At 58.0% G+C, this 11255-nt stretch carries 12 protein-coding genes; 5 read left to right on the top strand and 7 right to left on the bottom strand.

Features of this window, described 5'->3' with window-relative positions; translation table 11 throughout:
* Nucleotides 1-360: 360 nt before the first annotated feature.
* Together ACSSV4_RS21655 and ACSSV4_RS21650 are read right to left on the bottom strand one after the other, a co-directional pair.
* Entirely contained in the window at nucleotides 361-1266 is a 906-nt protein-coding gene (locus tag ACSSV4_RS21655; protein ID WP_454277141.1) for an S-4TM family putative pore-forming effector, read from the bottom strand.
* Nucleotides 1263-2699 carry an SMODS domain-containing nucleotidyltransferase gene (locus ACSSV4_RS21650; protein WP_454277140.1) on the bottom strand — a complete coding sequence of 479 codons (1437 nt, stop codon included), beginning with the start codon at nucleotides 2697-2699 and terminating at the stop codon, nucleotides 1263-1265. Before ACSSV4_RS21650 ends, ACSSV4_RS21655 begins: the two co-directional genes overlap by 4 nt.
* A gap of 294 nt (nucleotides 2700-2993) precedes the next feature.
* On the opposite strand from ACSSV4_RS21650, the gene ACSSV4_RS21645 reads away from it, so the two are divergent.
* Nucleotides 2994-3350, top strand: coding sequence for a hypothetical protein (locus ACSSV4_RS21645; protein ID WP_454277139.1), 357 nt, complete (start codon nucleotides 2994-2996; stop codon nucleotides 3348-3350).
* 258 nt (nucleotides 3351-3608) lie between these two features.
* Here ACSSV4_RS21645 and ACSSV4_RS21640 read toward each other — a convergent pair whose 3' ends face one another.
* The gene (locus ACSSV4_RS21640; RefSeq protein ID WP_454277138.1) at nucleotides 3609-3878 is read right to left on the bottom strand and encodes a hypothetical protein; all 270 of its coding nucleotides are present in this window, start codon (nucleotides 3876-3878) and stop codon (nucleotides 3609-3611) included.
* Nucleotides 3879-4038: 160 nt separating this feature from the next.
* Nucleotides 4039-4218, bottom strand: a complete 180-nt coding sequence (locus tag ACSSV4_RS21635; RefSeq protein WP_040179868.1) for a hypothetical protein — start codon at nucleotides 4216-4218, stop codon at nucleotides 4039-4041.
* A gap of 103 nt (nucleotides 4219-4321) precedes the next feature.
* On the opposite strand from ACSSV4_RS21635, the gene ACSSV4_RS21630 reads away from it, so the two are divergent.
* Nucleotides 4322-4741 carry a hypothetical protein gene (locus tag ACSSV4_RS21630; RefSeq protein WP_454277137.1) on the top strand — a complete coding sequence of 140 codons (420 nt, stop codon included), beginning with the start codon at nucleotides 4322-4324 and terminating at the stop codon, nucleotides 4739-4741.
* On the opposite strand, the gene ACSSV4_RS21625 is transcribed toward ACSSV4_RS21630, so the two are convergent.
* The 3 genes from ACSSV4_RS21625 to ACSSV4_RS21615 form a co-directional block, all read right to left on the bottom strand.
* On the bottom strand, nucleotides 4698-5387 hold the full coding sequence (locus ACSSV4_RS21625; protein WP_454277136.1) for a hypothetical protein: 690 nt from the start codon (nucleotides 5385-5387) through the stop codon (nucleotides 4698-4700). The two genes, ACSSV4_RS21630 and ACSSV4_RS21625, sit on opposite strands and share 44 nt — an antisense overlap.
* Nucleotides 5380-6171, bottom strand: a complete 792-nt coding sequence (locus ACSSV4_RS21620; RefSeq protein ID WP_454277135.1) for an AAA family ATPase — start codon at nucleotides 6169-6171, stop codon at nucleotides 5380-5382. Before ACSSV4_RS21620 ends, ACSSV4_RS21625 begins: the two co-directional genes overlap by 8 nt.
* A gap of 188 nt (nucleotides 6172-6359) precedes the next feature.
* The gene (locus tag ACSSV4_RS21615; RefSeq protein WP_454277134.1) at nucleotides 6360-6566 is read right to left on the bottom strand and encodes a hypothetical protein; all 207 of its coding nucleotides are present in this window, start codon (nucleotides 6564-6566) and stop codon (nucleotides 6360-6362) included.
* A 297-nt stretch (nucleotides 6567-6863) separates the two neighbouring features.
* On the opposite strand from ACSSV4_RS21615, the gene ACSSV4_RS21610 reads away from it, so the two are divergent.
* The 3 genes from ACSSV4_RS21610 to ACSSV4_RS21600 are packed head-to-tail and all read left to right on the top strand — an operon-like array spanning nucleotide 6864 to nucleotide 11223.
* Nucleotides 6864-7412, top strand: a complete 549-nt coding sequence (locus ACSSV4_RS21610; RefSeq protein ID WP_454277133.1) for a helix-turn-helix domain-containing protein — start codon at nucleotides 6864-6866, stop codon at nucleotides 7410-7412.
* A complete protein-coding gene (locus ACSSV4_RS21605) occupies nucleotides 7405-9279 on the top strand; it encodes a relaxase/mobilization nuclease domain-containing protein (RefSeq protein ID WP_454277132.1) in 1875 nt (624 codons plus the stop codon). The genes ACSSV4_RS21610 and ACSSV4_RS21605 overlap by 8 nt, the downstream gene beginning before the upstream one ends.
* Nucleotides 9280-9291: 12 nt before the next feature.
* On the top strand, nucleotides 9292-11223 hold the full coding sequence (locus tag ACSSV4_RS21600; RefSeq protein ID WP_454277131.1) for a type IV secretory system conjugative DNA transfer family protein: 1932 nt from the start codon (nucleotides 9292-9294) through the stop codon (nucleotides 11221-11223).
* The last annotated feature ends 32 nt before the right edge of the window (nucleotides 11224-11255 follow it).

Raw genomic sequence — 11255 nt, 5'->3', positions numbered from 1 at the left:
GATCTCGATGTGCGGTGTGAACGTAAGGTCGACCATAAGGTCGGACTTACCATCGCATCCATCGCCCCGTCAGACGGCCTCCGCCGGAGCGTTACTTATGAGCAGCTCGACGGCTAGACTCGAGATTCCCATCAATTCAACAACATGGAGCGCAAGCCTTTGAAACGGAGACACTTGTTGGCCGTTGATCGGAGGCGACAAATGGAATTCAACGGATTTCCATGGAGCGAGGCGCGCAAGCACTGAAAACACGGGTTGAGGTGGCAACACTAAGAATCCATCGCAGTGCGCGTGGTTGAGCCCAACCCACCCAGAACCTTACAAGAACGCATCTCACAAGCGTGCCCATTTTCGCACTGATCAACTATTCAAGCCACTGTCTTCAATAAACTTCTCTGCCGCCACGCTCATTCGGTTCTCCATGCCTGGTCGAAGGACCGTGTACAAAAATGGCAGGATTAATGGACTTGCACTACGTCGAGCGTAGATTGCGTTCTGCAAGTCTCTAATCTCTGGCCAGAGCTTTATCTCCGACAGCGTTCCACGAACAGCCTGCTTCCACAACGTTTCAGCAGAACTCAGGTTCCTTGCCTGCGCCGCTGATACGTCTGTTTGCCGCCAGTAAGTTCGTATTGACCAAGCGAAAAATGGAAACATTGGTGCAAAAATAGATAGCACCGTTGTTTGAAGAGTGTAATTCAACCGCCAAGCCAAAACAAAACACAGGATGAACCCAACCACTCCCGCCCACTTGATCAGTGCGGCATAGTGCGACCGGAGCTCGCTATCATACCAAAGATTTGTCCGTTGACACAAAAGCACGCCTAGGTGGCGCGGTATGGTAGACACGGCCTCGGGATACCAATTCAAGATCGCGGGCTCTTTCTTTTGACGAAACTTTACAACATAGCCTTGAACCGTCTCGGGTGACAGCCTTTGGCCGACCAGGATGTCAGACCATGGCAGCGAAAACAAACGACAATCAAACTCTTCTGCTAATTTGGCTGCGTCAGCAGACAACTTACCTAACCGTCGATCAATAATCAGCATATCAACTAGAGCAATGCTAAGCCCCGCTAGAGCGAACAAACTTTTCCAGTCAAGCAACCAAATTCCAGCAACTGCCATTAGTGCTGGCACAACCGCTGTCAGAAGAATTTGCAGGCCTACAAGGAGGTTCGCCTTCCGATAAACGACTGTCCGAGCCTTGAGAAACCTCAATACTGGCTCAGAGTTCTGTTCCCGAGCGATATTGTTCTTGGTCATTCGATCACCACGTGAAACGGCTTGCTCTTGCCAACGAGGATATCACCAGAACGCAGCACTATGAATGCTTCAACAAAGTGCACACCACGATAGCGCAGCTCTTCCCACCGCCTGGTGCCCGTAGACGATGGATAGAAGCCGCCCCGGCCCGCTTGCGCAGTTAATGCTACAACACCGGTGTTCGTGACCCGCCACTCCACTCGACAATTATCTGGAACGTCTTGATCAAACCCGACGCGTGGAGCCAGCCAAACTCCACCGTTGGAGGGAAGGATCTCGCCATCTTCGATCCTCCGTCCGCCGCTGTTCTTGTGCCTATGCCATGAAGCGATGACATATACGTTCTCCGAAACATGTCCATTCGTGCGCCAGGTTGGCTGGCGAAGATAAGGCGGAGTATAAAAGCCCGCCGGAAGGAGCTTGGCACCAAATCTATAGAAAGCCTCCACGAGATCGCTGGAGTGACGCGCAGTTGTATCAAGAAGTGCCCGATAGGGCGATACGATCTGGGCAGCAGACTTTGTTACAACCTCACCCTTGGCAAAGTCGCTCCCAAAGACCCTCTGCCACTTTTTGATACTTTCGTCGCGATCTTTCTCATCATATGCATCATCAACCCAAGTACGGTAGCGCTTCATGACCTTCCGAAGATTTTCGTACTGATCATCGGTCAACTGACTCGCGAAATCTTCCGTTGCCAGCTTCGGGTTTTGCACTCTCGGCTTTTTCGGTCGTGCTTGAAGCCAGTCATCCAGCCTGCCCAAAACAGTCTTTAGTGTAGTTGGGGTATCACTGAATGCAGCAGAGCCATGATCATACCAGTCGATTTGGTTTCCAATGAGCGTTGTGAGAAGAACTGATGGGCAGGTAAATGTTCCCTTGATATCTCTGATATACTTGATGAGCCTCGTCACTTTTCGGAATGAATTCGAGCCAGAATATCCGTTACGCTCCTTAATCCAAGCGGTGTATTCCATCGGCTCGCTCTGCACAAAGGCGTTATTGCCGCGATCACAGACCTCATATCTTCTTATCCCACCCCTATCCTTAACCAATGGAGCGATGTCTATGCGCTTGTCGTTCGCGTAAACTATGGTGACACAAAAGTCATAAACTTTGGTTTTGTCTTTATAGGTCGCACTTTCACTGAATATCTTGCCCAGTTTCGCAACATAATCACTCGCGCTCCAGCCATCTACAGGCTCGACAGCTAACAGAAGGTCAGCGTCAAATTCGTCGCCATTTAGCGGCTTGATAATTGTTTCATGCGCCCAAGAACCTTGCTCGTGGAATGCAACAAATTTTGGCTTGTATTCAGATTGGCGTATGAATTTCTTTATTGCATCCACGCTACTTTCAAGACTGGCAATTCGGGAATCGTTTAGATTCACTGTATCCTGAAGAAACGACTTGAAAGTTGCGGTAAGCTTCATCCAATATCCTCTTAGTGTTGCTTGGTCAGTCTATGCACCTGGACCACCTTGAGCAATACAGCTCGTCGCGCGATCGGCCCACAGTTGTGTCGTTTGCCGGCAGACGCGTTTATGCATCTATGTCATCGCACTTCACACTTCTCGAACTCTGACAGCCGCTTCCTGCTTTCCGGGCAGCCAAGGTGCTGAAGCGGAACACGGAACTCCACCCCACTTCCGGTCATTCGGCCATGCTTGCCTTGATTCAGGCGCGAATCCACGCCTCTTGTCGGGACGAGCAAGTCGGAGCGTTGCATGGTCAAGAGACTGAAACATAATGAGAAAAACGTTCGTGAGGCGGCCAACGCGGGGCGGGACTACCAGATCTTCGAGACGGATGTGCAGGGGATCTCGGTCACCATCTACCCCACCGGAAACCGAGTACTCACGCTGTACTACCGGGTCGTGGGTCGCCATAGGCCGATGCCCGGCGAGCCTCGCATCGGTACCTGTCACGGCCAACTACAAGCAGTGATGCCTGTCGACCTGCAACTTTGGAGAGCTTGGGGCAAGCAACCACTACAGGCGAATGTCCGCAAAGGGCCGAACACGATGCTGCACCTGCGAAAGAGGCTTCCATGCTGCGATGTGCGTGACTGTCTGCAATGGTGAAGGTTTCGACATTGGCAAGCCCCGCAAGCGGGGCCGGGCTGCTGAGGCTCCGCCCTGAATTCTGACCTTGCTGTCTTCCTGTGCCAATACGTCTTGGTCTGTCTCATCCTGAGCCACCCCAAGCCGTTTGTCACATGGTCGCCATCACGATCCGCTTTCAGCCCTGACGGGTCTGCATCCCTCTTGCAAGGTGGACGCTGCCGCCGGGCGAAGCCGAGGGGCTCTAGTGTTCGCCACCTGGCATAAGATTCCGAAGGGCTATGCGTCTGGCTTCTGGTCGAACAGAATAACGTGCGCGCCTTCGTGACAGTCAGGGTTGCCTACCAGCACGAACGGCATATCCGACCCGTCTTTCTCGTAGAGACAGCGGTATTTCATCTGGCCGCTGAGCGGATCGCGCACTTGGTCGTGGCGCAAACTGTGCTGAACGCCGTCTTCGATCCAGGCCTTGACGCCATCGGGGGACACCAGCGCAAGCGGCGCGCCGTCCAGCAAGATTGTCTCGCCAACGTTGAAAATCTCTTTCATCTCATGGGTCTCCTATCGGTTCTCTTTGGTAGCGTTGCAAGCCGTCGTCGCCTTTGCAACGATCTCTGCCCCGCGTGTTCTCTCTCTCGGTGTCATTGCCCCCGGATCACAATCGTGTCCTGCTCAGCTCGCTCGCGAGCATTTTAGCGCTGGAGGCGGTCTATCCTGCGTCCTCATAGGGCTCGTACCTCAGGTTCGCACCGTCCGACGGCTCAAAGTCATCGGACCATCTTGTACGGCGCATGCCGCAGATCCACTGGAACACGACGCCAACCTCGACATCTTCACCGTTTACCGTCGCCCAAATGACTTCGACCGGGTAACCCGCATAATTCTTCATGCTCAACTCCTGACCTCCATTTGGTCGGAGCCGCAGTTATCAGGTGGCAGGTATATGCCTGTACCTATATATGCTTGGCCAACACAAAACGGAGTTTACAAACTTGCTTTACAGGCCTCTACATATTGCGCTCTTTCTGGGCGCGGCTTCATCGGCTGTCGCTGCCGAGTGGGAGATCGGCTTGTCGCGAGGTCTGGAGACCTATGCTGCGACTGCAAACGACGGAACTTTGCTCTTAGTTTGCGATCCTGACCGTGTCTACAACCCAAACGTGAGCCATGCGTACTTTTTGTCGCGTTTTAACAATGACCAATTCCCGCAACAAGTTGTTCTTCTCGCGGCGACCGGAGAGCAGGCTGCCTTTTCTGTGCAGGACGGGATCGCAACGCAACGCGATGCCGATCCTGCCGAATGGGCGCAGCTCATCGACATGATCGAGGCGGGCGGTCAGATCGCTGTCGTGACCGCACGCGATGCCTTTACGCTGGATCAGGACGCGCTGCCCGGGCTTCGATGCCGCTGATCTTTTGAGCGAGCTCTTCGATCACGGAGTTCAGCAACACCTTGCCGAAGGCGGATAGCAGTTGCGTCACCCCATAGACGTTGAGTGGGTCATCAATGCTCGTCTGCAGCGCTGCCACATGGGCGACGTCGAGCCTGATCATCGATTTCATGAAGGGGCAACCAGTGCCTTTGGGCTCGGCCAGGCGTGGTCGTGCAGCGGAGGCAACCTCATGCCAGGTCGCGGTGTCGCGCAGGTTTTGCATGCGGGCGCGAACCGCTTTGATCAAGGCAAGCTGAACGTAGTCCGGGTCAAGGTTAGATCGTTCTGCCAGCGCCTCAATCCGTGCCTGACCTTCAGCCCCGATGCGCACGTAATAGGTTCGAGACTGCGCTTCGGTGCTATTGCTGCAAGCATCGTCCGCCAACGGCTGGGTGGATACCCCTGGGTTGATGCGCGCCGTTTCAGCCGAGGCTGCCTTTTCCCCTTTCCGGGGTTCTTTCTTGTCCACTGAATTTGCTGCTGGGCCTTCTGTCGCGACCGCTGCCGCCGTACTCTGATTGAATGCTGCGTATTTCGTGGCGCTCGTGGCGAACTGCCGCGATCGCGCCAGCCTGTCTTCGTTCGAGACAGCGGTCCCGGACCGGCTTGGAATCTTCCTAGCCATTGGCGGAGACCACCATGGCCTCGATGTCGCAAAGGACATCGCCGCACAGTGTCAGGGCTGAGGAAAGATGCCCTGCCTGCAGCCGATGACGAAGATCCTTTTCATAAATGTCCCGCACGTATCCCAGCGGTCCGGTCAACGGCATGCGCTGGATCGCAGTGAGATGGGGCACCGGCGTGGGCAGGAGCGGCAGGGTTGAAATCACCTCGAAGACTTCGAGGTCCTGTCGGTGAACCCTGCGTCTTGCCGCATCACGCTCAAAGTCATCGCCTGCGGTCACGAAATCGATCGCGCGTTTGTCCGCGTTCATCAATACCGCTGAAAACAGCGGGGCGGGGTCATCCGGCCCGAGGGTCTCGATCATGCGCATAACCCATGTCAGGGTTTTCAGGGCCGCCACGAAATCCGATTGTACCGGCACGGCCGGCACCAGGATCATGTCGCAGGCCAGCGCCAGTGTTTCGGTGTCGGGGTGTTCGCCGGGGCGGGTGTCGATCAGAACCAGATCCACACCTTCAGCCTCAAAGCCGTCCAGCGCGTGGTAAAGGCCTTCAACGGTCTCAGGGGCATCGGCCACGGTCAAGTCTGTGGGCCATGGAAGGCGTGGCAGATCACCGAAGTCGGCGCGCGCGCTTTTTGATCCCCATTCGAGGATCTGCTTGTCAGCATCCGCATCCATGACATGTACACGGCGGCCGCGTGCCAGCATGGCGGACGCAAGCATCTGTATGAGAGTTGTCTTTCCCGAACCGCCCTTGGCGGAGATCGCCGTCACAACAAGCATTCACTGTCTCCATAACGTATATCTTGATCCGTTATGGCGATGCCTCGGGATGGCGTCCACACCTTGAGCGACACAGGCGGTCAACTTTTGGGTCAAAACAATCTGTAGCTGTTGAGGCGATCCGCTGTTGCTTCAATCATCGGCGTACGCGTTTGGGCAATCAAGCATGCATGCAAAGAGGCGTTGTGTCATGCATCACTTGCGCCATCGCGCCGTTGCAGCAATGCTCCAACAATGCCCGAAGCCTTCGAGGCGTTGGCTCTCATGGGCCTTATGGCGTCTGGCAATTGATCCTCAACCATCCTTGTCACCACCAACGGCGTAAACACGGTGCTGCGCAGGCGTTCCAATCCCACAAGGTCTTCTTCTCCTTCCGGGAAAACCCCTTTGAGCATTCAACGCCAATGAAGGGATATCGTGTCGGCTGCGCCGACGTCATTCCCGCGCCTGTTCAGGATCCGGGTCAGTGTCCCGGATCGCGGCGCGGGGGAGGCGGTGTCCCTTCGGTCTATTCGTTGTCGCGCGGGGTTTGCAGCGCGCATGGCCAAGGCCCTGCCTGCTGATCACCGGAGGTGCGACAACGGACCGAAGGGACGTTGACAGGAACGGTATTGTGTATGACAAAACTTGTGCGGCGACTCATTAGAGTTTTCGTGTTTACAAAAACTATCTAATGATAAATCTTGCCACCCATGTCCAAACGCCTCTCCATCATAGCCCGTCAGGAGGTTCTCCGGCTCGCCGCGCAAGGGCTTGGCGATGGGGAGATCGCCGTGCGTGTTGGCTGCTCCCGGCCCACTGTTGCCCGCGTGCGGGCGCGCGGTGTGGTGACGGATCGAACCACAAAGGGCCGCGTGCTGCAGGTTCGGGTGTCCGCCCGTGAGGCCGAAGCATTCGAGGCGCTTGTGGCCGAGACGGGCATGACCACGTCGGGTCTACTCCGGCACATGATCCGCCTGTCATCCGGCATTGTCGCGTTTCGCCGGGACGAGGTCACGGCGCTCAAGGCGTCGGCCAATCAGCTCAATGCCTTGGCGCGCAATCTTGTGCAGATGCTGAAGCTTGCCCATGCGGGCAAGCTTCGGTGGAACGCGCGCGACGCGGCACTAGTCGGTCGGCTTGCGGATCGGGCCGAAGAGGTTGCCCGGGCTGTGCAGGCTTTGCGCGCGGCCTCGCTGCGCGGGTCCTTTGTCCGGGTGTCCGATCTTCGGGACGTTGGGGAGGGGCAGCGCGATGGCTGAAGCACGCACCCTCCAGCAGGCGGTATTGGGCGAGATACTGCCTCATGTGGGGCGGCGGTCTGCAGCCATGGCGGGCGAGGCGCGCGTATCGCCGGGCCGTCGGCGTGGCACGTCCGGCGGGGCAGTTGCGGCAATGTCCTGGAACGCGCTGCGGGTGCCGCAAAGCGTGGTGAAGCGGGTCGGCACGGGCGGGTGTCATTCGCCCAAAGAGTTACGTCGACAGATGAAATACATTCTGCGCGACGAGGCGCGGGTCGCAGCCTGGTCGAACCAGATCGGCATCGATCGTGCCTTTGGCGAGCGCGGCATGGAAAATGTCATTGCCGATTGGAGTGCTTCCTGGTGCGGGGCGCCGAAACGGGGTCACACCGATCACATCATCCTGTCCTTTCCCAAGGGAACCGAGGCGGAGTTGGCGGAAGCCATCTCGCGCGAATGGGCGCAGGAGGTGTTCGGCGGGGATTACCGGGATCGATATCGGTATGTGGCGGCCCTTCATTGCAACACAGATCATGTGCATGCCCATGTTCTTGTCGACAAGGTCGGGATGGAGGACGGCAAGTTCCTCTCGATCAGCCGCCATTCCGAGATCAGCTATGACATGATGCGCGAGCTGCATGCGCAGATCGCGGGCGAGCACGGGCTGGTGCTGAACGCCTCTTCCCGTCTGTCGCGAGGCATCATGGAAAACGCCCCGCGAGACACTGATTTGCAGGCGGCCCGCAAGGAGGGACGGGAGCCAGTGGTTGCCCCGCTGGATCCTGAAAGCCGCGCTCTGCGAGAGGCCGAGATACGCAGACACGCCGAGGGGTATCGGCAGCTGGCGCAACTTGCGGGGATGGGCCTGGAGGCCGACACCCCTCCGGATGGATGGATGGGGCGCATCGCGGAGGGCGCAGAGCTTGCCGCCACCAACTTGATGAAAGGAATGCCGGTGAAAGAAGGGTTTGCCGAAGGGGTTGATATCCCCGCTGCCGGAGCGGATGTGATCGGTCGTCTGATCGCCGCCCGCGAGACATTGCAAGCGGAAGCCGACACCGCGTGGAGCGCCATTCAGGACATGGCTCCCGGTGCCGAAAAGGTCGAACTGGAACAGCTCTTTGCGGGGAAGGCCCGCGAAATGGGCAGGCTTCTGGGCCGCGACTTTCTTGCGGATCATTCTTCATCGGTGTCGCCCGAGCGCGATCCCTACAGAGTTCAGGGGATTGCGGGGCTGGCTGCACGGGCTGCAGAGGAGGGCAATCCGCTCGTCGCCGAGGCCGATGCTGCACTGGGTCATTTCAGAGCGGAGTTGGCGCGCGTTCTTGCACCGATGGAGGCACGGCTCGAGGAGGCCGGCAGCAGCATCGAAGAAGTTGCTGCCCGTTTCACCGCACCCCATCGCAGCGAGGCGCAACTCGAAGCCTCACGCCCTGTGGACGCCCAGGAGCGCTCGGACTGGCTTGGGCTCGAACGCGACCTGCAGGCGCGCGCGCGTGATGTTTTTGCGGGGCTGCACATGGATCGTGATCTTTTGGCGGATCTGGCGCGTCAGGACATTCTCGACGCGGGGCAGGGCAGTCGCCTTGCCGACATCGCCACGCTGGACAAGCTGATCTCCGACGTGCGGCAAGACCTGCGCGACGGGGATATGGATCAGCTGGCAGCGGGCCGGATCGATCCGCTCATGGACCGCATCGAAGACCCTGGTCTGCGACAAGCCGTGTTCTCGGAGCTAAAGGCCATCGCCGCGGTGGATGCGGGTGATGACATTGCCGGCCGCGACAGCGAACCCGCCGCCACCTACCGGACCCGGATCGAAGCTTTCGAGCGCGCCGAGGAGCGGGGGCGCGACCGGGACGATACCAGTGGCGATTACGGCCTCTAGAGGATTCAAAACATGCTGCATGCAATGGAAAGCCGTTGGCGGTATCCGATCGCCATCCTGCTCGGTCTCGGTGTTGGCACCTGGATCGGTGCCGCGATCGCCACGCTCTATCTGATGGTGCGATTTGGCGAAGACCTGGGTGGGTTCGATATTTTCGAACTTTGGCTGCTCAATCTGTCTGATCCACGGATCAAGGCAAACCCTGCGGTAGAACATACTGCGTGGCTCATCACGGCACTTCCTGCCCTGCTTCTGGCGGCGACAGGAGCGACATCCGTTCATCGCGGGTCGCTCACCGATTATGATGATGCACATTTCCAGTCGCGTTCCGAGCTCCGCCGCAACCGTATGTCGGCATCTCTTTCCCAGAACGGCTTTCTGTTCGGCAAGCTCGGGTCACCTGCGTCCCGCGCGCCTTTCGTTTCGGCCACGCCAGATCGCTTCCCGCACGCAATGATGATCGCGCCAACGGGCCGGGGCAAAGGGGTAGGCTTCGTTTTGCCGAACCTTTTGCACTTCCAGGGCAGCGCCGTGATCCTCGACGTCAAGGGCGAGAATTTCGAGAAGACATCCATCCACCGCCAAAAGGCGCTGAACAATCAGGTCTGGTACTTTTCGCCCTATGACTACGTTCAGCCCGAGGGCAAGAACGGGCCCGTCCTGACCCGCACGCACCGGTTCAATCCTCTCCAGCGCATTGCCGATCTGCCCAGCCCCGAGCAGCAATACACCGCCGTCAACACCATGGCGGACTTGTTCCTCATCGTCGAAAGCGTGAACGCACAGAGCTTTTTCCAGGCCGGACGCAGCCTGTTCGTGGCGTCTTGCCTCTACGCCATCGAGACCGGCAAGCCGACGATCGGTGAGGCGCTGCGGATCATGACTGGCGGCGGCAATAAAAAGGAATTCTACAAACGGGCCGCCATGCAGACCGCAAACCCGGTGGTGGCAGAGATTTTCCTGAGCATGGCCGACGAAGTGGACAAGATTCTCGATTCCTATGTCAGTGTGATCCGCGGTGCCGGATTGGAGCTCTGGCTCGATCCGGCGGTGGACCGGGCGACACAGGCAAGCGATTTCGACTTCGGGACGTTCCGACGAGAGCCACAGTCGCTCTATATTGTCGTGCAGCCGGAGCACCTGAAAACACTGGCCCCCCTGATCCGGCTCCTGTTCGCCGATGCCATCGCATGTTTGCAGCGCGCGCATCCCGGACCGGACGAGCCACATCCCGTCATGTTCCTGATGGATGAATTCGACCAACTGGGCAAACAACCCCTGGTCTTGCAGAGCATCAAGACGATCCGCTCCTATGGCGGGCGGCTCTTTATCATCTCGCAGTCGATCCCCGGTCTTGAGGGCATCTATGGCGAAACCGACCGCCGCGCGCTGCAGGCCGGTGCGGGTGTGCAGATCTACATGACCCCGCAGGATGATCGCACCGCCGACGTGCTGTCCGCAGCCCTCGGCAAGCGCACGATCGTGGGCAAGACCAGATCACAGGCAACCGTGCGCAAGCTCTCGGAAAGTGCAAATATCAGCCGTCGCTCGGAAGAACGGGCGCTGGTATCCCCCGCTGAATTGCTGCGTTTCCCGCTCGACAAGATCCTTGTCCTGCCCGAGGGGCAATATCCCATCAAGGCGGATCACATCCGCTACTATGCGGACCGGCATTTTGAGGAGATCGACAAAGCACGGCAGGGGCATTCCTTGCCCTATCCTCCTGCTGCAGCGCCAGTCTCGAACAGGCCGAAGAAAATCACCCTCGAGCATTCAGAACCTGCAGCACCCGCGGCGATCTCCATGGGCGACAAGGAATTCGAGACTGCGGTGCAGACCTACACAGGCGCGCTACAGGGATACGCAGAAGCCGCGAGGGCAAAGCCAAAGAAAACACGTTTTGGTGGTCGGGCGCGCTCTTCGGACGCAAAGGCGAGGGGATGATCTGGAAATCGAATGTGGCTGTGCTGTTCTGC

This window comes from Roseovarius sp. MBR-154 (assembly GCF_053628595.1).
This window is presented reverse-complemented; position numbering and strand designations above follow the sequence as displayed.

Bases quoted from the DNA above. Each gene is read 5' to 3' on its own strand.
- ACSSV4_RS21655 (WP_454277141.1), bottom strand. From the start codon at position 1,266: ATGACCAAGAACAATATCGCTCGGGAACAGAACTCTGAGCCAGTATTG.
- ACSSV4_RS21610 (WP_454277133.1), top strand. From the start codon at position 6,864: ATGTCCAAACGCCTCTCCATCATAGCCCGTCAGGAGGTTCTCCGGCTC.
- ACSSV4_RS21625 (WP_454277136.1), bottom strand. From the start codon at position 5,387: ATGGCTAGGAAGATTCCAAGCCGGTCCGGGACCGCTGTCTCGAACGAA.
- ACSSV4_RS21620 (WP_454277135.1), bottom strand. From the start codon at position 6,171: ATGCTTGTTGTGACGGCGATCTCCGCCAAGGGCGGTTCGGGAAAGACA.
- ACSSV4_RS21615 (WP_454277134.1), bottom strand. From the start codon at position 6,566: ATGCTCAAAGGGGTTTTCCCGGAAGGAGAAGAAGACCTTGTGGGATTG.
- ACSSV4_RS21635 (WP_040179868.1), bottom strand. From the start codon at position 4,218: ATGAAGAATTATGCGGGTTACCCGGTCGAAGTCATTTGGGCGACGGTA.
- ACSSV4_RS21650 (WP_454277140.1), bottom strand. From the start codon at position 2,699: ATGAAGCTTACCGCAACTTTCAAGTCGTTTCTTCAGGATACAGTGAAT.
- ACSSV4_RS21605 (WP_454277132.1), top strand. From the start codon at position 7,405: ATGGCTGAAGCACGCACCCTCCAGCAGGCGGTATTGGGCGAGATACTG.
- ACSSV4_RS21600 (WP_454277131.1), top strand. From the start codon at position 9,292: ATGCTGCATGCAATGGAAAGCCGTTGGCGGTATCCGATCGCCATCCTG.
- ACSSV4_RS21645 (WP_454277139.1), top strand. From the start codon at position 2,994: ATGGTCAAGAGACTGAAACATAATGAGAAAAACGTTCGTGAGGCGGCC.
- ACSSV4_RS21640 (WP_454277138.1), bottom strand. From the start codon at position 3,878: ATGAAAGAGATTTTCAACGTTGGCGAGACAATCTTGCTGGACGGCGCG.